The organism is Roseivirga spongicola (assembly GCF_001592965.1).
Classification (GTDB): domain Bacteria; phylum Bacteroidota; class Bacteroidia; order Cytophagales; family Cyclobacteriaceae; genus Roseivirga; species Roseivirga spongicola.
Map to the genome: position 1 here is coordinate 121,813 of NZ_LRPC01000012.1, position 19,717 is coordinate 141,529.

Here is a 19,717-nt window from a genome sequence, read left to right on the forward strand (position 1 = left end):
AATTTTCTGAGCAACTTTATTTCTTTCTCGGTTCCCACTTCACTTCTTCGGCCTGAAGCTCTTGAGCCATTATTCTGCCAAGTACAAAGAGATAGTCGGAAAGACGATTGAGATACTGAATGACCAACGGAGAAATAGGTTCTTGATCGTTTAAGGCGATGCTTATTCGTTCGGCTCTTCGGCACACACAGCGTGCGATATGCGAAAACGAAACTGATTGATGCCCCCCCGGAAGAACAAAGCTGGTAAGTGCTGGCAGTTGATCGTCCATGGCATCCATGGCGCTTTCCAATACTTGAATGTCAGACTCTAGTAAATCAGGTTTCACCACCTTGTCTTTACCTGGTTCGGTAGCTAAATCTGCCCCTATGGTGAACAGTCTGTCCTGAATGGTTTTTAGAATTTCTTTTCTAGAAGAATTGACTTCCTGATCTCTGAGTAGACCAATGTAGCTATTCAATTCATCTACTGTTCCATAGGCTTCAATTCGGATGTGTGCCTTTGAAACACGAGCACCACCTAGTAATGAGGTGGTGCCAGAATCTCCAGTTTTAGTATATATTTTCAAATCTTAGAATACTCTTTTAGCAACTTCTGCCTCGTATGCGGCCCTCATTACGGCAGTGTTGGTAGGATTTTCATTGATAATATCTTTCTCAATAAGTCCATCTCTCAACCTGATAACACGGTGCGAGTATTGAGCAATATCGTCTTCGTGAGTTACCATAATAATGGTGTTGCCTTTTTCATGAAGAGCGGCAAATAGGTCCATAATGTCGTAAGACGTTCTGGTGTCCAAGTTACCTGTAGGCTCATCGGCAAGAATAATCGATGGATCATTCACCAACGCTCTAGCAATAGCAACACGTTGTCTCTGACCACCAGAAAGCTCATTCGGCTTGTGGAAAGATCTTTCACCAAGTCCAACACTTGTTAGTGCAGCCTGGGCTCTGTCTTCTCTTTCAGACTTGCTATAACCAGCATAGATAAGCGGAAGAGCAACATTTTCTAAAGAAGATGCTCTAGGCAAGAGGTTAAAAGTCTGGAAAACGAAGCCAATTTCTTTGTTTCTGGTCTCGGCCAATTCATTTTCAGTCATGTCCGAAACATCTTGGCCATTTAGAATATATGTTCCGCCAGAAGGAGTATCTAAACAACCAATGGTGTTCATAAGAGTAGACTTACCAGAACCTGATGGCCCCATGAATGCTACATATTCACCTTGCTTGATTTCGATGCTCACAGATTTCAGAGCCTGGATTTTCTCACTACCCATCTGGTAGACCTTAGAGATGTTGGTAGTTTTGATTATTGTTTTACTCATACTGGTTGGACGTATCTAAATGCCGAAAAGTTTAATACAGAACTTGGTAATTATTTAAATGGTTTTACCACAAACAAAACAATCAAAAGAAGTTGGTGTACTAAAAGGACTTTCCGTGAACGGAATACGTAAAGGATTACAGGTGGTAGATTGGCCTAAGATTTTCTCTTAGCGGATTTGGAAGGTTGTTTTTTCTTCCAGAATTTGCTCAAACTCAGACCTTACCTCAGCTACTTTCTGTTGGTCAGCCAGTTCTGATAGCTGGTCTAGGGCTGTTTCTCCAAAGGCGGTGAAGTTATTTTTAGCGCAAGAGTAAATGTAAGCTTCCCATAAGTCGGTAGATTTTCTATTCACTTCCAATGCTTCGCGAAGTAGATCATATTCTACCTGACTATCTATTTCGGTTTGGTTTAAAAGTTCAATCGCTTTAAGCGTAGTGTTTACATCAAAGGCGTTGGTTTCAGCTACTCGAATAAGCGCCTGCTGATATTCGGCTTCTGAAAGTTCAGCTTTTTCAGCTTGAACTCCTTTTAATTGCTGGCTAATGTCTGCGGTTTGATCAAAGTCAGTAACGAACTTTAAGTCTTCCATAAACTCGTTCAATGGTTCTGCATCAAACCCTCTTTTCTTAGCATTATTGATCGACTCAACCGTTAAATCTGACTGCCCCTGATCGAAAGCCCATACAGCCTTAATGTAGTATGGAAAGCCTGCGGCTGAAAGGTTCGAAGAAATGACTGATTCAAGCGTTCTGAAACCTTTGTTTACTTGACCTGAATTGTAGTAGAGGAACGATTGAGCAGTAAGTAAGAAAGTGTTGTAAACCGCGTTTTTAGGGCTCGATTGGTAATATTGAATAGCATCATCAACAACCTTCCAGTCTTCTCTTTGTCTGCTTAAAGCAGCATTGTATAAGTAGAATAGTTGTTCTCGAGTTAGAAGTGTGTCAGCCCTTAGCTCAATGCTGAAAAGTAAAGATTGACCTTGTGCATTAGCGAGCGCCTGTCGGTTTAGTTTTAAATGAATATTGTCTTGATATTCATAATTAATGGTAGTGTCGAAGTCTACCTGAGCGGCTACATCATAGTTGAGGGCAGCCAAATTGCCTTCGCTTACAAAAGCCCCTCCACCCAATGATTCTCTGAAGTACTTAAAGGCTGAGTCGTAGTTCTGATATTTGTAGTGAGCTAAGCCTAAGTTGTTCTGAACTTTGTCATCATACTCCACTTCTTTAGAATACATAAGTGAGCTGAGTGTTCGGTACAAATCACCTTTTTCATCGAAGTGGTTGGAGTAGGCTACTCTGGCTTTCGGGTTTTCGCCACCTCTCAGAATTGCCACCAATCTTTCCTGAATCTCTTCCTTCTCTTTTTCGGTTTTAGCTTTCTGGGATAAAGCATAATTAGATCTATAATTATAGAACTCAAAGTAGTTGCTCTGCTTATGGTATTGATCGGCCAAGAGGTCATTGTCGATGTGTTCAGCCAAACTTGCCAACATGGTATACTGTCCAGATTTAGCCATGTAATACGGTCGGTATTCTAGGTAGAGGAAACCGCCAACCACCATAATCATGCAGAAAAGCCTTACCGTAAGCATTGGTGTTCTTGGGCCTTGAAAGAAAATGTGCCATACCTGAATGTTCTGGAAAAGGGCAGGGGTAAAGTTGATTAGCGCATAAACAAAGAAGCCAGCGCCAAAGGCTAAATGACTAATGATTATCACCCATTCAATAGCGTCTTTTAAAGAGCTGTTAGCTGTAATTTCGGCATAGGCTAACACACCTAAAGTCATGGCGCATAGGGCAGGGTAGAGCCAGTCTTTTAATACGAAAGTATCGCCAGAGACATTGATGGTTTTGATTTTTGGGTCGAAGCAAAAGTAGCCCGAGATCATTGAGGCAATCAGAAGCGTGCTTGGTTCAATCAGGTATAGATTTAGCTCGATGTCTTCATTCTTTTCCATGAAAAGTAGACTGACCAAAATCACATACACGAAGCCTATAATACCGAAGTGTAACAGTCCATTCTTGCCTTTCGATTCTCCTTGCGTAGTGAGCTTAAACAGACTGAAGATATTATCCCCGGCAATGAAAATGATGAAAAGGGTTGTCCAGAGCAGTGGTCCAACCATGCCGAATGAAAGCACTACCAAGTTAGGGTAGTCCATGTTTGGGAGGAAATTCACCAGTAAGCCGAAGGTCAGATAAAGCAGTAGAATTCCTATTAATCTGACTAGTACCGAAACCTTCTTATTGATGGCTTGGAAGTAGTAAGTGAGCAGTAGAAATGCTCCTATGAGACCATAGCTCAGGTAAGGATCTGCAACACCGAGTTCCTCCAGTCGCAACTGGATAAAGCAGAATACGACAATACCTGAGAATATAAAGTAACTGAATCTGTCAAGGTAAGTGATGGACAGAGTTCCAAGTACCAGAACTGCTACTATCGAGATTAGTAAGAGCTTCTCAGGCCAAACTAAGTACTGTAACTCACCTGTTCTGAACTTCTGCCAGCTAATCAATTGATCCACCACAACTCCTCCAGGCTTTCCATTAATCTGGAAGTACTCTAAAAGAAAAGGGCGTGTTTTAAAGGTAGACTCTACTTGCCAAGGGAGTGTGAGCTCATCTCCAACAAACCACGCATAGCCAAACCATATCACCGCAAAAGCAGCAAGGGTCGGGCTTAAGTATTTTAGAAAGTTGAAGGTGGTTGAGTTCAAATGGTCAAATTTGGTCTAAGAATTTTAAAACTTTTTTTACCCCTGCCCTAAAGGAAGAAAAGTTTGAAAATCATTCAGACGCCCTTTAGGGTTGGGGTAGATTGAATGATTTTCATTTAGTAACGTCTTTATTGCCTTAATCATTACGTTTCAGCACCTTAGGTACTTTGAAAAACTGGCCGTCTTGATCTGGTGCATTTTTTAATGCAGCTTCTCTTTCGATAGTTTTTTCTGCTTTGTCTGCTCTCAGCACATTCACTTCTTGAGTCATGTGAGTTAGAGGCTCCACACCTTCGGTGTCTACTTCGCTGAGTTTATCTACCCACTCGAGTATTTCACCCATGTCTTTGATCAGTTGCTCTTCTTCCTCTGGCTTTATAGTGAGCCTAGCCAAATGAGCAACCTTATGCAATTTTTCCTTATCTACTTTCATAAGCTTTCAAGGTGTCTTCAATTTTCTGCCGAACCGCTTGCTTCAGTTCGGTTACTGCCACATCGCCAGTTCCGTTTGGCCAAATGGGTTTATGTACAACCATTTCTACCTTTCCCGGATGCATAGTGAGCGGCATCTTATCTGGCAAAAGTAAATAGTTGTTAGGAATGGTGATAGGTATGATGGGAATTTGTTCTTCCACAGCAATTCTAAAACTACCTTCTTTAAAGTTTACCATCTGCGGAGGGTTTTTAGAAAGTATTCCTCCTTCCGGGAAAAAGGCGATGCTGAACCCTTTCTTAATTTCTTGCTGAACAGCGAGCCAGCTGTTGTGCCTGCTTCTCATACTGCCTCTGTCTACCAGAATATGAAGCCTGCTATACATAAAGCCCCAGATGGGTACTTTTCTGAGTGATGCTTTGCCAATGAACTTGAACTTTCGGTTGATTAGTCCAATAGTGGGTATGTCTAAAAAAGAAGTGTGATTGGCACAGTAGATATATTTCTTTCCTCTTTTAGGCTTCTCTTCATAAGTGACCTTGGTACTATTGAGAAACATAAAAAAGAAAAACACTTTAGCCCAAACATGATTGAGAAAAGCAGCCATGCCCTCTAATGGGCGAATAAAAATGGCTAAAAGAAAGAAAGGTAAGAGCACTATAAAGATCAGCGCAAACACAACCAACCCGTAAACAGAATAAACCTTAAGAAGAGCCCTTTTCATAAAGTGGCGAAGATAGGGAAAATGATAACTTAGGTTTTACTCCATTGCGGATATCCTGACGTCAAGAATTCTTTAACTCCTTTTTTAATTCATCAGTCCAGATCATGAAGTTTAGAATGAACTTGTTTCTGTTGAGAACAAGACATGCCTGATTATACCCAATTGCGGTAACTATAAAAACTATAGATGAAAATATGCGAGTTGACCCAAGAAGTAGTTTCATGTTTTCAGAGTTAGCCGAATATTTATTGCTTGTCATGGCTTCATAAAAGCGTTCCCATAAGGGGCCAGTAAACGTACTGATAAAAACTACCAGAAAAGTTAATGACAGTATGGCGAATAGTAGTCTAGCTAGATATGTCAAGGGTGAAATGCGTATAATACTAGGTCTACTTAACTCGAGTTGTTCTAACTCATTCAATAACTTTAAATTAATTTTTTCTGTGCTCATTGTGTTACTTTAATAAGTTTAGTTGAATTAGATGATCTTTTTCTTGGCGAACTAGGACGAATGAATTTTACTTATTAATCATATGAATAGCTGCCTGATAGACATAATCCCAGAAAGCGTCTTTATCTTTTTCGGCAAAGGTGGCTTTTTCAAGTGCTGCATGCATGTGCTTGAGCCAATGAGTAGCTTCTTCTTTTCCAATCTGCCACTGAAAGTGTCTGCGCCTGAGCATCGGGTGGCCACGTTCATCGGTGTAGGTTTGTCTTCCTCCTAAAGCCTGTATCAGGAATAGCTTGAGTCGGTTTTTAGCAGGAAGTAAATCTTCCGGGTACATTGGGCGAATCAACTCATCGTTTTCAATTCCATCGTAGAAGTCATCTACCAACTGAAGGATGTTTTCTTCGCCTATGCGTTCGTAAAGGGTTTTTATTTCAGACATTTTCTTGAGCGTGAAGCTACAAAGAGGACGTCATGCCGGAAAAATAATTCACACTTTTTGAAGTGAATTAATTTATCCGGTATCTCAAGTTTTGAATTCGTGAGATTCCTGATATTTTTCTTACCTCTCAAAAATGGGAAGAAAAATTCTGGAATGGCGTTGAAAGTTAGATGGCTTTTAAAGCTTGGTCAAAGTCTTTAATCAGATCATCAATATTTTCTATACCAACCGAAACTCTAACCAGGGCAGGGGTAATACCATTTTTCAATCTGTCGGCCTCATCCATATTAGAACTGCTCATGGTGAACGGATGAGAAACCAACGTTTCCGTACTTCCCAGAGAGATGGCTAAATGAGCCAGCTCCAGTGCATTAAGAAACTTAAAAGCCTCAGATTCTCCGCCATGCACTTCAAAGGCAATCATGGCTCCACCTGAAGTGTTCTGCTTTTTAAAAAGTGCATAGAGTGAATCACTCTCCTTCATCAAGCCCAGATAATGAGTGGCTTTAACTTTCGAGTGGCTGTCAAGGAACTCTGCTAGTTTTTGTGCGTTGTTAGCTTGCTTTTCCATCCTCAAACCGATGGTTTCCATACTTCTCGAAAGTAACCATGAGGTAAAAGGCGATGCCGTATTGCCCAAAATAGAGCGCTTCTTTTTAATCTCTTTAATCACGCTTTCAGAACCGGAAGCTGCACCGGCAATAATGTCGCTATGTCCGCCAATGTATTTGGTGGCAGAATATAGGTTCAGGTCGGCTCCATGAGCAAGAGGCTTTTGGAATATCGGCCCCATGTAAGTGTTGTCTACGGCAATCACTGCATCCGCAGCTAGTTCGTCCCGAATCTCTTTGATCATTTCAATGTCGGTGAGCGATAGCGTAGGATTGGCAGGAGTTTCCAGATAAATCATTTTCAGTCGGTCTGCCTTTGGGTGCGATTGAATCAGCGCTTTGATTTCAGCTGATGTAGCACTGGGTTCAAATTCTATCCATTCAATACCAAACTGAACTGCGTGTTTTTTAATGAAAGTGTCTGTGCCGCCATAAAGTGGAGATGACATCAGAATCAGATCTCCAGCATGGCAAAATGAAAAGATAGCTGTTGAAATGGCTGCCATTCCGCTTTCAAAGAAAGCTGCGTCTTCTGCACCGTCTAATTGCGCCAGTTTGAACTCTGCCGTGATAGCATTAGGGTGATTAAGCCTGGTGTAGATTAAGCTGGCATTTCTTTCCTCCAAAGGAGCATCGCCCGAAGCATTAATAAAGAAGGCTTTCCCTTCTTCAGCTGTATTGAATTTGAAGGTAGAGGTTTGATAAATAGGTGGTTTTATGGAATTGTGAGCGCTAGCAGGGTCGTGGCCTCCTGAGATGGCCAAGCTCTCTGCCGAGAAATCCTTATGCTTCATTTTTCTTAATTCTTACTTGTAAAGAAGTGCCTTGCTGGCTTACCACAGTAACTTTAGACCCTAACTCAACATACTCTCCGCGAGTATAGGCATCATAGACTTGGTCATTTATTTCAATTCGGCCGCTTGGCCTTAGTATCGTTACTGCTACGCCTTCTTTTCCTACAAGGTCTTCTGTGTAAAACGTTGCAATATAGCCATCGTCTTTCTTTTGAGTATTAACTAGGGCTACACGCTCAAACATTTTGGATTGAGTTATCCGATAGCCAAAAATGATCAGTAAGAGTATGGAGCCAAATACTCCAAGGCCTACAGCGGTAGCTGCTTTGGTTATTTCTCCAGCAGGGACATAATCGAAGTTGAAATTGTCGTTGCCTAGCATCATAAAAATCAAAGCACCAACTGAACAGGTAATTCCTGCAATGCCGGCCACACCGAAGCCAGGGATTACAAAAACCTCTAAAGCTATGAGCACGAGCCCAACAAAGAACACGGCAATTTCCCAATTGGCTGCCAGCCCGTTGAGGTAATAAGGAACTAGATAAAGAATTAGCGCGACTCCAGCAGCAGCCAAAGGAAAGCCTACACCTGGTGTTTGAAGCTCAAAAAATATGCCTCCGGTGATTACCAAGATTAAAAGTCCACTTACAATTGGATTTAGAAAAAAGGCGATTACTTTTTCGCTTGATGGAAGTTCGTATTCTATCAGTTCGTAATCTACAATTTCGTTTTTCTCCAATATGTCTTGAATACTTGCGACTTCGGCCTCGCAATAATTATTGGCAATGGCTTCCGAAGTGGTGAAGGTGATGACTTTGCCAGCCTCGGTTACACCTTCAATTTCTACTCTGTCGTCTACCATGCCTTCAGCAATGAGCGGATCGCGCCCTGTTTTCTCAGCCGTTGAACGCATAATTCCACGCATGTATGACTGATACTTATCGGGAGCAGCCATGCCATCCGTACCGTTAACCACGGTTGCGGCACCAATATTTGCACCAGGAACCATGTAAATGCTGTCGCAGGCAATGGAGATTAGTGCACCGGCACTAGCAGCATCATTATCTATAAAAACCCAAACTGGTTTTTCATATTCAAGAATGCGGGTGCGAATGTCATTTGCATCGTTTACAGCACCGCCATAAGTGTCCATCTCAATTAATATGAGGTCAGCTTCTTGTTCAGTTGCCTGTGTAAGCGCTAAATCTACATAGCGATTCATTCGAGGGTCAATGTCTCCTCTAATCTGCATAACAAACACCTTCTTGGTGCCTTCTTGGTATTTTGCTTGTTCACTTGCCCATGCGGTTATGGCAAGTAAAGCGATACTTAATGCAACTATAGTTCGAGTAAAAAATCGTATGCCTTTGTTCCCCACTTTATTCATTTAATTTTGTTCAAATTACAAAGAAAGCCTGTGTCTTCGGTTTTAAACTCAAAATTTTCATACCGCTTCGATGCTCCTATTTGGGAGACTAAATCGGCCGCAAATCTAGTTTTAGTAAACTCTCGAGATAATGATGCGTTGGAGTCAAAGTTCGCTTTGATAGACATTGAAACCAATGAGTTGAAGTGGGAAGGGCTACAGTTCGAAGATGAGTGGTGGGTAAGTGCCTATCACATGACGGAGAGTATGGTGGTTTTTCAGAAGTTCGAAGACAGTCAGAATATTGATGACCGAACTGTTTTTGGCTTCGGCTTAGAAACTAAAGAATCTTTGTGGTCGATAGAAAATGTGAGACTTACAGGTGTTAAAGGCAATCAGCTTTATTTGAACTATAATGACGATCAGCAGCTTATTTTCAATATTGAGCAACAAGATTGGGATGAGGTTATGTCGATTAGTGATTCTAATGAACTGACTGAGTACCCGATTCATTATGAGGCTGAAAGTAAGCACTTCGATACGCTGGCTAGGTTTTTGAAGCTCAAGACGAATATTAATATGGCTGGCAGCTGTGACTATTTAGAATCGCACAGTCTAATATTTATTGCTGCAAATCATGTCATTGATGAAATGAAGTCGTTAACACTATGCGTCTTTAACCAACAAGGAGATTTGCTTTTGCAAAAAGACCTTGAAACAGGAGTGAAGGGCTTAGTGTCTGGTGCCTTTTTTATAGTCAAAGACGCACTTATATTTGTTACAGGAAAGAACGAGTTGAATATCTATAGTATTGATGAGAAGAATTAACTACATAATTGTATGCTTGGTGGGGTTTGTGAGCCTAAGTTTTGCGCAATCTGACTCGCTTGGCATTGAAAGGCAGGGAGATAAGGTTTTTGTGATTCATAAAGTGAAACCTCAGCAAACGCTTTATTCTCTTTCTAGAAGATATAAGACAACCGTTTCTGAAATAAATTCAGCTAACCCTGTTTTGGCCAATGGCTTGCAGATAGGCCAAACTTTGAAAATACCTTACGGTGGAGTGCTGATTTCGCCAGACGCCCAGGTTACTTCGCAAACTCAGGAAATTACTCATAGAGTAAAGGCGGGGGAAACACTTTTTGCTATCGCTAGAAAATACGATGTGCAAGTTTCTGACATTAAAGCTTGGAATGGACTGAGTTCTAACGCCATCAATCTCGGTCAAGGTCTTGTTATCAGGAGACAGGTGCTTACGGCCGTTGAGCAGCCTAAAGAAGAAATGGTTGAGCAAGAGTCGGTAGAAGAAAGTACAACCGTTGCTCCTAAAGGAATTAATGTACCAGACTCTGTTAAGGTGGCAGATAAGCCTTTTCAATCGAGCCCTGAGGTAAACACGCAGTCTAATACTGAAATAGAATCTGTAGAAGTGCCAGAAGATGTAAACTATCCTGGTACTCCTTTTGAGCCCAAAGAAACCGAAGGAATTGCTGAGGTTATTCAAGAGTCAGAGCCATCGAGTAAGTTTTTCGCACTTCATAGAACTGCCAAGGTAGGAACCGTGATTAAGGTGAAGAATCTGATGAATGATTTGACGGTGTATGTTCGAGTTATCGGTACAATTCCTGAAACCTCGGAAAACGAAAACGTGATTATTAAGTTGAACCAAAGGGCTTATGATCATCTAAAAGCAGTAGATAAAAGATTCAGAGTTAAGCTGAATTACTTCAAGTAAATGGCTTTCGAGTCTTTCGATAACCTTAAGGATTTTTTGGATAGTAAGGTTGAAGAGTATAATCAACCTGGATTCATTCCGAACGATCCGATATCTATTCCACATCAGTATACTAAGCCTCAAGATATTGAGATAACAGGTTTTTGGGCCTCTATCTTGGCTTGGGGGCAACGAGTGACAATCATCAACAAATGCAATGAGTTATTCGCATTGATGGATAACAGCCCTCATGACTTTGTTTTAAATCACTCGGAGAATGACTTAAAAGCTCTACTGAAGTTCAAGCACCGAACTTTTAATGATACCGATACACTTTACTTCGTTGAGTTCTTCAAAAACTATTATCAACAACACGATAGCTTAGAAGATGCTTTTTTAAAAGGTATTCAATCAGCAGATGTGAGTGTTGAGCAAGGTCTTGTAAGGTTTCATGAAGACTTTTTCTCTTTGCCAAATGCTCCTCATAGAACGAAGAAGCACATTGCAACGCCTGCTAGAAAATCTGCCTGCAAGCGGATTAATATGTTCCTGCGCTGGATGGTTAGGCAAGATAATAAGGGAGTTGATTTCGGATTATGGAAGCGTATTCAACCTTCTCAATTAGTCTGTCCCTGCGATGTGCATGTGGAGCGCGTAGCACGTAGATTTTACCTGATCACTAGAAAGCAAACTGACTGGCAAATGGCCATGGAGTTAACAGCCAACCTTAAAGAATTCGACCCAATTGACCCTGTGAAATACGACTTTGCTCTTTTCGGATTAGGAGTGGAGGAGAAATATTAAAATTTTCGAATTACGAATTTCGAATTACGAATTTCGAATTACGAATTTCGAATTTCGAATTACGAATTTCGAATTACGAATTACGAATTACGAATTACGAATTACGAATTACGAATTACGAAATTTCTAAGGGGCTATTCAGTAATAAGTAAACTCAGAGCACAGCAAGCCTTAGCCTTCAAATCACCAATTAGTACATTGCCGAATTAATTACTGTCTCCAAAGAGCAGGGGCTTTTCGCCACTCTTCAAGAGAAGCTACATCTTCCGAAGTAATATAGCCCATTTCAATTGCCTGCTCTAACATAATGCTGTAGTTGCTTAAGCAATGAAGGGTAACGCCCGCGTTTTTGAAGTTTTCATCGGCTAAAGGAAAGCCATAAGTGAAGATGGCTAGCATGCCCACTACTTCATAGCCAGCTTGTCTAAGTGCAGCAGCAGCTTTTAGTGAGCTTCCTCCAGTAGAAACCAAGTCTTCAACAATCAGTACTTTTTTGTCGGGGTCCACCTTTCCTTCAATCAGGTTTTCCATACCGTGGCCTTTTGGCTTAGATCGAACATAGATGAACGGCACCTCCAACAAATCGGCCAGAAGCGCTCCTTGAGGAATACCTGCAGTTGCTACACCGGCTACAGCTTCATATCCAGAGAATTTCTCTTTGGCTACCTTAGCTAACTCGTTCTTAATGAATGTTCTAGTTTCTGGGTAAGAAAGAGACATGCGGTTATCGCAGTATATCGGTGATTTCCACCCTGAGCTCCAAGTGAAAGGATTATCAATACTAAGTTTGATCGCCTCAATAGAAAGAAGGTCAGAGGCAATTTTTAGGGCAGTCGTTTTATCGGCTTCGTTCAATTGCATAGCGCGAAGTTAGTAGATTTTTTTTCTGAAATTGGCATGAATATCATTCGCCTTGTTCAAGATTTTTTTTTGATATTGACCCCGAATCTATTCCCTCAATGAGGATATATATAAAAGACAAGCCGTTACGAATAAAGAGACCTGAAAAGGTAGGAAATCAGACTGAGTTTGACCATGTCATTGAAGATGATGATTTGCTGATCAATGAGCGAATGTTTCAGGGAAGGTTGCTCATCCGAAATTCCAATTACAGTACCATCAAGTCAATTCTCTTTATTCTTCATAATAAGAAGCTGAAAAGCTTAGACTCAATAACTGTTGAAGCCAAGAACTACGAAGAAATCGTAGACTATATTAAGAGCAAGTTCAAAATTCTTAAAGCTGGAGGGGGAGTGGTTACTTCTGAAAAGGGGGTGCTAATGATTCACCGACTTGGCTTGTGGGATTTGCCAAAAGGTAAGATAGAAAAGGGAGAGTCTTCAGTAGAAGGAGCCAAAAGAGAGGTTCAGGAAGAGTGCAATGTAAGAGTTAAGGTAAAAGAAAAGATTTGCACTACTTGGCACACCTACACAAAAGGAGATAAGAGTATTCTGAAAAAGACTTCTTGGTACTTGATGGATTCTATCGATGATTCGAATATGAAACCTCAGTTAGAAGAAGATATAGATGAAGTACGCTGGATGAACGAGAAGGAGTTAAACGTGGCTATGTATAATACTTACAAGTCCATTAACCATGTTTATGATAAGTTCAAAAAGCTTAAGAAACCTCAGAGTGTATAAGGTATATATTTATCTATGTTGCCACCATAGCGGTGTACTTCTCTGATAATTGAAGAGTTCACCGCTGCCAATTCTGGCGAAGTAATTAAGAATATAGTTTCAAGTTCCTTATTCAGGTCTCTGTTTACCTGAGAAATACTGTTTTCGTATTCAAAATCAGTTGTGTTACGCAAGCCTCTTAAAATAGCGCTAGCATTAAGTTTAGAGGCCAAACTAGCTGTAAGCTCACTGTAAACAATCACCGAGACTTCTGGTATGTCTTTAAATGTCTCGTTGATCTTCTGCTCCATATAATCTATCTCGAAGTATCTTTTGTTCTTTTGGCTGTTAAAGCCAATAGCAACTATTATTTCATCGAAAATCTTGAGTCCTCTAAGTACAATGTCTTCATGGCCTCTGGTAAATGGATCGAACGACCCGGGGAATAGAGCGATCTGCTTCATGTTATAAAACTAAGGAAAATCGTTAGAGGTTGGCTAAAACTTCTACATACTCCTGATTTTCCAGTTCGTTAAATACCGGATGAATCAGTATGCCTTCAGGTCTCTTTCCTAACTCAATGTGCTTGAAATACTTTTTAAGAACAGGCATGTTTAGGTCTACTTTTTCCTTAACCCCATGCAAGACAATAGGCGTAAGCTGACCTTCAGTACTAAACTGCTGAATGGTAAGCAGCATTAGTTTAACTAAATGGGTAGCATCTGAGAATCTGAATTGGTTGTAAATGGCTAAACGCTGAAAGTTATAGCCTACAATTTGAGCCTCGTTGTTGTTTAAGCTTATGTATAAGCTAGCAGGTGTTTTGGATCTTAGTTGTTCCTGAATACCTTTTAGGTACGCTACCGACTGATGATTTATGTATAAAGAAAGCTTTGGATACTTTTCTCTGAACCAAGCTCTTATTTCTGACTGATAACCAAAGGCTACTGCGGCTCCGGCTTCATCTAAAAGCTTGTAGTGGAATTCATCTTTTTTCTCATCAATAACTTCGTTTAGCCTCACGTATTGGCTAGCCAACGACCTATCGAATACTGGAATTGGAATTAAAGCAAACTGCTTATTTCTTACAAATACCTGTATCTCTTTCCAAAAGCCTGCGGCAATCAAGGTATGCTCGTCATAGAGCACCTGAAGGTTTTGAGTAATAGATTTCTCTGGGTTGAACTCTAAGTGTTCAAAAAGGAGTAAGTGCCTTTTTTTAACATCAAATACCGCTATCTGGCATTCGGTGTTAGAAACAAAAAACGAAAGGCGATATTGACTAATCTTGTCAATATCTAGCCTTTCGTCTTTTATTGATATTATCTGAGTTGTATCTGCTAGGCGCACAGCTTATCTCCAGTTACCGGCAGTGGTAATGTCTGTTCTGGAACCAAATCTAAGTGGTCTTCTTTGCTCAATATCATGATCCTCCGTTCTTGTTCTGTCGAAAGGATATGTATCTACAACTTCAATGTAGTCTACAGCTACTCCACTTCTCACTGAATCTTTAGCATATAAAGAGAAGTATTTTCCTGGAGCATGAGGAAGCTCAGGAAGAGTTCTAGCATCGAAATTTCTTGAGAACAATGAGTCTTTCACATTCTTTACACCAACGGTGTCATAAGTGAAAACAGACTCTTCCTCTTGGTAAGCTTTCATGATGATTTCCTCAGTTCTGGTGATCAGGTAAATTTTTCCTGTATCAACGTAGGCAATTAGCTTTTCCCATGTGTCGGCATAGTCACCATAAGTAGCTAAATGCGCTTCTTGAGCAGATCTGATTTTCTCAAGTTTTGCGATCACTTGCTTTTCTACTCTTTCAATTTCTTTGGCTTCTTCAATGGTAGTATTTACGCCATCATATAATAAGTAACCAACGCCAATCGCTACTACGAAGAATACGACTGTAAGAATTTTAGTTAGGTTCATCTTGGAGGTTGAATTTTGCTTAAAAGTAACTAATATTTTAGGTAATCCATAGTTATTCGAACCGCTATTTTATGGATAATTAATGAAATTTGAAATAACCTTTTTGATTAATCAGACCGCTTAAACTTTTAGTATTCTGCAAAACGTAATGTAAACTCATTAAATCTTGCTTTTGTAATGTTGTTAAGTCGAAGAAGCCAATTTCCGTAAGTAGCTGACTGTCTGGTGACATCTCCGGGTCACTGCCAAGTGTGAGAGTGCCAGAGACTATCTTTACTTTGAAGAATAGCTCAACTCCATGCAGCGGAGGGTCTAAGTATTCATGAACAAAAAGAAATTCTTCAACATCAATATTACACCCAGTTTCTTCTTTAAACTCTCTCTTCAGAGCGCTTTTAGCATCTTCGCCAAAGTGCATGCCGCCTCCTGGTGGAGCCCAGAGAGAGCCATTTTTGCCTAACGATCTATGATGAACCAGCAGGATTTTTTCCTCTTCGATACAGATGCCGCAAACTCTAACTCTGAGTTTTTCCCCAAACTGTTCTCTGATTTCTTGCTGAATTTTGTCCTTCATGCTTTTGGGCTTTGAGGCGAAAGATATATTTGCATATTGTGCCTTGGCTTAAAGGTATTAAGAGCGAACTAAGATTTGAACCGAATTGGCGAAACCTTCAGAAATACTTATCGATAAATTTCCTTTTGAACCTACAGAAGGGCAGAAGAAGCTGTTTAGGCTATTCGATTCTTTTCTGTTAGACGACAAGCAGAAGAAGCCTGTTTTGGTTTTAAGAGGTTATGCTGGTACAGGTAAAACCACTGTGGTTAGTGCAGTGGTTAAAATGTTGCCATTTTTTAAGTTTAAATACGTTTTAATGGCGCCCACGGGTAGGGCAGCAAAAGTAATGTCGGGGTACAGTAAAAGGACTGCTTTTACTATTCACAAGAAGGTTTTTCAGCAAACTGCTGAGCCAGGTGGTGGGTTAGAGTTTAAAAGACAATCTAACTATCATAAGAATACACTCTTTATTGTAGATGAGGCCTCCATGATTTCCAATGCTTCAGACTATGGAAAGAAAGGGTTGCTTTCAGATTTGATCGATTACGTTTTTTCGCAAGAAGGAAATAGGTTACTGCTAATTGGAGATACAGCACAGCTTCCGCCTGTTGGTACATTAGAAAGCCCTGCATTGGAACGAGATTACCTTCAAGGGAATTTCAGAGCAGATGTTCAGGCTATTGAACTTACAGAGGTGATGAGGCAAGATATTGACTCCGGTATTCTCTTCAATGCAACTAAATTGAGGAATGAATTGGCTCAGAATGACTTCAAGATATCATTAGCCACAAGTCGATTTACTGATGTATTTAAAATGACTGGCGAAAAGCTTGAAGACGGATTGCGCTATGCCTACGATAAATTTGGAGTAGAGAATACTGCAATTATTTGCAGGAGCAATAAGAATGCAGTTCAGTATAATCAATATATAAGAAGAGCTATTCAGTACAGGGAAGATGAAATTGAAGCAGGAGATATATTGATGATTGTCCGAAATAATTATCACTTCCTTCCTGAGAACACACCTGCCGGTTTTTTAGCTAATGGCGATTTTGTGGAGGTAATGAAGATCAGTCGGTTTGAAGAGTTGTACGATCTGAGGTTCGCTAATCTGACCCTTCGATTGCTCGATTATCCTGATCAAGAACCCTTCGAAGCCAAAGTAGTATTGGATACGCTATATTCTGCTGAAGCCTCTCTCAACGACAAAGCATACAAGAATTTGTACGATCAGGTAGTGGCAGATTATGCTGATTTGAGCACCAAGGCTGAAAGAATTAAAGCCATTAAAAACGATCCGTACCTCAATGCCCTTCAAATCAAATTTGCTTATGCCCTCACCTGTCATAAGTCGCAAGGAGGGCAGTGGCAGGCTGTCTTTGTAGACCAAGGCTACTTGACAGAAGAAATGGTAAACCACGAATACCTCAGGTGGCTTTATACTGCAATTACCAGAGCTACAAAGGAACTTTATCTGGTAAACTTTAATAAAGACTTTTTTAGCTAGCCGCTTTACTAGCACCTAAGATCAGGAATACCCAACCCACAATTAAGGCCAGGCCGCCAATTGGAGTGATGGCTCCTAGCCAGGTAACATTAGTTAGGCTAAGTATATAGAGCGATCCAGAAAAAATGACCATTCCGATAATGAAGCTCCACGATGCCCAAATGAAGTAATCATGGTTGATGTTCATTAATAATATGCCTGTGAGCAGAAGAGCTAAAGTATGATAGAATTGGTATTTAACGGCTGTTTCGTAAGTGTCTAACCTGCCGTTGGCGGTTAGGGTAGCCTCTAGCCCGTGAGCACCAAAGGCACCTAGGCCTACGGCTAGTGCTCCAAATATTCCGGCAATTATAATGATGAGTTTTGCTGACATACTATTGATAGTTTCTGCTGCCAAAGATAGCACTACCAACTCTAATCATGGTACTGCCTTCTTCTAAAGCTATTTTATAATCACCCGTCATGCCCATAGAAAGCTCTTTCAACTCAATCTTATCAGAGTTGTATTTATTTTTCAATTCTTCGAATAGTGCTTTAAGGCTTTTGAATTCTTTTCTAACTACCTCTTCATTGTCAGTATTCGTTGCCATACCCATAAGGCCAACAACCTTAATGTTATTTAGTTCGGCAAACTGGTCTGAGTTTAGAAGCTCTTCCAGCTCTTTTTCATCTAGGCCAAACTTGCTTTCTTCTTTGGCAATGTAAACCTGAAGTAAGCAGTTAATTACTCTCTCGTTCTTCTCTGCTTGCTTATTAATTTCAACTAAAAGCCTCAAACTATCTACAGCATGAATAAGATGAACAAAAGGTGCGATATACTTTACTTTATTTCGTTGAAGGTGCCCAATCATGTGCCAGCGAATGTCTTTGGGCAATTCTTCATGTTTTCTAGTAAGTTCTTGAACCTTGTTTTCCCCTAAATCTCTTTGATTTGCCTCATAGGCCTGTAACAAATCTTCATTAGGCTTAGTCTTACTTACGGCAATGAGTTGCGCATTGAATGGGGCTATTTCTTGGTTGAATTTTGAAATGTTCTCTGCAATACTCATGTGGCTCAATTAAGGTAGCGTTTAGATTTCTATTATATTTGATTACCAGAATGGCGCGCAATTTAGCATAAAAGCACCTGTTTATGCTAACTGTTTAATAAACCCAAAGTAGTATATGCCGATAATCGGATCGATTTTAAAGAAAGGTATTAAGCTTAGAGAAACTCTTGAGCAAGATTATACCTCTCCATATGATCTACAGAAAAAGGAACTATCCAAACTTCTAATTAGTGCCCGAAACACCATGTTCGGAAGAGAATACGATTTTATGTCTATTCTAGAAAAGTTCAGGAGTCATGGTCAGCACGATTTTTACGAACAATTCAAGGCCAATGTGCCCATTCATGATTACGATTCTATGAATGATAATTGGTGGCATAAAACTAGAGACGGAGAGCCAGATATTAGTTGGCCTGGGAAAACTAAGTTCTTTGCCTTAAGCTCTGGTACTTCGGGGGCATCATCCAAATTTATTCCTGTTACCAAAGACATGATCCGTCAGATTAGGAAGACAGGCACTAGGCATATTTATACCCTTGGTAAATACGATTTGCCCGATAAGTTCTTTCAGTCTGGAATGCTGATGCTGGGAGGAAGTACATCGCTCAACTTTTCTGGCAATTTCTATTATGGCGACTTGAGTGGTATAACTACAGGTCAGTTGCCTTTGTGGATTCAGGGTTTTTCTCGTCCGAGTCCGAAAATAAAGAAGCAGAAAGATTGGGAAACGAAGCTAGAAGAGATTGTTGAAAATGCCCACAAATGGAATATCGGGATGATTGCAGGTGTACCTGCCTGGGTTACCATTTTGATGGAGCGTATTATTGAAAAACATGGAGTGAAAAATATCCATGAGATTTGGCCGAACCTTCATGCCTATGTTCACGGTGGTGTGGCGTTTGAACCGTACAGAAAGGGCTTTGATAAGCTCTTGGGGCATCCTATCCATTTTATAGAAACCTATTTGGCTTCTGAAGGCTTTATTGCTTTTCAAGACTCTCCAGATAAAAAGTCTATGCGGCTAATGCTCAATGGGGGCATATTTCATGAGTTTGTTCCATTTAATGAAAAGAACTTTGATGATGACGGCCATATAAGACCCGATGCAGAGGCTCTAATGTTCGATCAGACTGAAGAGAATAAAGAATATGCCTTGTTGATCTCTACAGTTTCAGGTGCATGGAGATATATGATTGGAGATACCGTAAAGGTGGTTGATAAGCATAATTCAGAAATTATTATTACCGGAAGAACCAAGCACTTCCTAAGCCTATGTGGAGAGCACCTTTCTGTTGACAATATGAACAAAGCGGTGCAGCTAGCGGCTAACGACTTAGATATAATTGTTAAAGAGTTTACTGTCGCAGGTTTGCCAGACGGAAGTCTTTTTGCCCACCATTGGTATGTTGGTGTAGACGGCATAGTAGATCAGGAGATTCTCAAAGAGAAAATTGATACCTATCTAAAAGACCTGAATGACGATTACGCTGTAGAAAGACAGCACGCCCTCAAGAATATTTATTTGGAGGTTTTGCCTAATGAAGTGTTCTATGGCTGGATGAAGTCTATTGGCAAAGAAGGCGGCCAAACTAAATTCCCAAGAGTCTTAAAGAAAGAAAAACTAGAAAGCTGGCTTTCTTACCTGAAGCAAGAAGCCTAACGGAAAA

General features: G+C 40.5%; 21 protein-coding genes. 6 read left to right on the plus strand and 15 right to left on the minus strand.

The window, feature by feature from the left end:
- Positions 1-16 precede the first annotated feature (16 nt).
- From AWW68_RS08385 to AWW68_RS08425, 8 genes are all read right to left on the minus strand, one after another.
- Complete coding sequence (locus tag AWW68_RS08385; RefSeq protein ID WP_068219352.1) at positions 17-568, minus strand: cob(I)yrinic acid a,c-diamide adenosyltransferase; 552 nt, start codon at positions 566-568, stop codon at positions 17-19.
- Between the two features lie 3 nt (positions 569-571).
- Positions 572-1,324, minus strand: coding sequence for an ABC transporter ATP-binding protein (locus AWW68_RS08390; RefSeq protein ID WP_068219354.1), 753 nt, complete (start codon positions 1,322-1,324; stop codon positions 572-574).
- A 168-nt stretch (positions 1,325-1,492) separates the two neighbouring features.
- Positions 1,493-4,048, minus strand: a complete 2,556-nt coding sequence (locus AWW68_RS08395) for a hypothetical protein (protein ID WP_068219356.1) — start codon at positions 4,046-4,048, stop codon at positions 1,493-1,495.
- Between the two features lie 136 nt (positions 4,049-4,184).
- Positions 4,185-4,481, minus strand: a complete 297-nt coding sequence (gatC, locus tag AWW68_RS08400) for an Asp-tRNA(Asn)/Glu-tRNA(Gln) amidotransferase subunit GatC (RefSeq protein WP_068219359.1) — start codon at positions 4,479-4,481, stop codon at positions 4,185-4,187.
- The gene (locus AWW68_RS08405) at positions 4,468-5,205 is read right to left on the minus strand and encodes a lysophospholipid acyltransferase family protein (RefSeq protein WP_068219362.1); all 738 of its coding nucleotides are present in this window, start codon (positions 5,203-5,205) and stop codon (positions 4,468-4,470) included. Before AWW68_RS08405 ends, gatC begins: the two co-directional genes overlap by 14 nt.
- A 518-nt stretch (positions 5,206-5,723) precedes the next feature.
- Positions 5,724-6,095: a globin domain-containing protein gene (locus AWW68_RS08415; protein WP_068219364.1), complete on the minus strand. Its 372-nt coding sequence runs from the start codon at positions 6,093-6,095 to the stop codon at positions 5,724-5,726.
- Positions 6,096-6,261: 166 nt separating this feature from the next.
- Positions 6,262-7,500 carry a trans-sulfuration enzyme family protein gene (locus tag AWW68_RS08420; RefSeq protein ID WP_068219365.1) on the minus strand — a complete coding sequence of 413 codons (1,239 nt, stop codon included), beginning with the start codon at positions 7,498-7,500 and terminating at the stop codon, positions 6,262-6,264.
- Positions 7,490-8,887, minus strand: a complete 1,398-nt coding sequence (locus AWW68_RS08425) for an NfeD family protein (RefSeq protein ID WP_068219368.1) — start codon at positions 8,885-8,887, stop codon at positions 7,490-7,492. Before AWW68_RS08425 ends, AWW68_RS08420 begins: the two co-directional genes overlap by 11 nt.
- 30 nt (positions 8,888-8,917) lie before the next feature.
- On the opposite strand from AWW68_RS08425, the gene AWW68_RS08430 reads away from it, so the two are divergent.
- The 3 genes from AWW68_RS08430 to AWW68_RS08440 are packed head-to-tail and all read left to right on the plus strand — an operon-like array spanning position 8,918 to position 11,384.
- Positions 8,918-9,694: a DUF4905 domain-containing protein gene (locus AWW68_RS08430; RefSeq protein ID WP_157717578.1), complete on the plus strand. Its 777-nt coding sequence runs from the start codon at positions 8,918-8,920 to the stop codon at positions 9,692-9,694.
- Positions 9,681-10,601, plus strand: a complete 921-nt coding sequence (locus AWW68_RS08435; protein ID WP_157717579.1) for a LysM peptidoglycan-binding domain-containing protein — start codon at positions 9,681-9,683, stop codon at positions 10,599-10,601. The genes AWW68_RS08430 and AWW68_RS08435 overlap by 14 nt, the downstream gene beginning before the upstream one ends.
- Positions 10,602-11,384 carry a TIGR02757 family protein gene (locus AWW68_RS08440; RefSeq protein WP_068219374.1) on the plus strand — a complete coding sequence of 261 codons (783 nt, stop codon included), beginning with the start codon at positions 10,602-10,604 and terminating at the stop codon, positions 11,382-11,384.
- Positions 11,385-11,594: 210 nt separating this feature from the next.
- On the opposite strand, the gene pyrE is transcribed toward AWW68_RS08440, so the two are convergent.
- A complete protein-coding gene (pyrE, locus tag AWW68_RS08445; protein WP_068219376.1) occupies positions 11,595-12,245 on the minus strand; it encodes an orotate phosphoribosyltransferase in 651 nt (216 codons plus the stop codon).
- A gap of 98 nt (positions 12,246-12,343) precedes the next feature.
- Here pyrE and AWW68_RS08450 point away from each other — a divergent pair, with 98 nt between their 5' ends.
- Positions 12,344-13,027 carry an NUDIX hydrolase gene (locus AWW68_RS08450; protein WP_068219378.1) on the plus strand — a complete coding sequence of 228 codons (684 nt, stop codon included), beginning with the start codon at positions 12,344-12,346 and terminating at the stop codon, positions 13,025-13,027.
- Here AWW68_RS08450 and coaD read toward each other — a convergent pair.
- The 4 genes from coaD to AWW68_RS08470 form a co-directional block, all read right to left on the minus strand.
- The gene (coaD, locus tag AWW68_RS08455; RefSeq protein ID WP_068219380.1) at positions 13,015-13,470 is read right to left on the minus strand and encodes a pantetheine-phosphate adenylyltransferase; all 456 of its coding nucleotides are present in this window, start codon (positions 13,468-13,470) and stop codon (positions 13,015-13,017) included. The two genes, AWW68_RS08450 and coaD, sit on opposite strands and share 13 nt — an antisense overlap.
- A gap of 22 nt (positions 13,471-13,492) precedes the next feature.
- Complete coding sequence (locus AWW68_RS08460) at positions 13,493-14,356, minus strand: DUF3822 family protein (protein ID WP_068219383.1); 864 nt, start codon at positions 14,354-14,356, stop codon at positions 13,493-13,495.
- A gap of 3 nt (positions 14,357-14,359) precedes the next feature.
- The gene (locus AWW68_RS08465) at positions 14,360-14,938 is read right to left on the minus strand and encodes a hypothetical protein (protein ID WP_068219385.1); all 579 of its coding nucleotides are present in this window, start codon (positions 14,936-14,938) and stop codon (positions 14,360-14,362) included.
- Between the two features lie 79 nt (positions 14,939-15,017).
- A complete protein-coding gene (locus tag AWW68_RS08470; protein WP_068219388.1) occupies positions 15,018-15,512 on the minus strand; it encodes an NUDIX domain-containing protein in 495 nt (164 codons plus the stop codon).
- Positions 15,513-15,597: 85 nt separating this feature from the next.
- On the opposite strand from AWW68_RS08470, the gene AWW68_RS08475 reads away from it, so the two are divergent.
- Positions 15,598-17,001 carry an ATP-dependent DNA helicase gene (locus AWW68_RS08475; RefSeq protein ID WP_068219389.1) on the plus strand — a complete coding sequence of 468 codons (1,404 nt, stop codon included), beginning with the start codon at positions 15,598-15,600 and terminating at the stop codon, positions 16,999-17,001.
- Here the strand turns inward: AWW68_RS08475 and AWW68_RS08480 are convergent.
- On the minus strand, positions 16,994-17,374 hold the full coding sequence (locus AWW68_RS08480) for a DUF423 domain-containing protein (protein WP_068219391.1): 381 nt from the start codon (positions 17,372-17,374) through the stop codon (positions 16,994-16,996). The two genes, AWW68_RS08475 and AWW68_RS08480, sit on opposite strands and share 8 nt — an antisense overlap.
- A gap of 1 nt (position 17,375) precedes the next feature.
- On the minus strand, positions 17,376-18,050 hold the full coding sequence (locus AWW68_RS08485) for a YggS family pyridoxal phosphate-dependent enzyme (RefSeq protein ID WP_068219394.1): 675 nt from the start codon (positions 18,048-18,050) through the stop codon (positions 17,376-17,378).
- A gap of 115 nt (positions 18,051-18,165) precedes the next feature.
- Here AWW68_RS08485 and AWW68_RS08490 point away from each other — a divergent pair, with 115 nt between their 5' ends.
- Positions 18,166-19,710 (plus strand): GH3 family domain-containing protein, encoded by a 1,545-nt coding sequence (locus AWW68_RS08490; protein ID WP_068219396.1) that lies wholly within the window; start codon positions 18,166-18,168, stop codon positions 19,708-19,710.
- Positions 19,711-19,717: the final 7 nt, after the last annotated feature.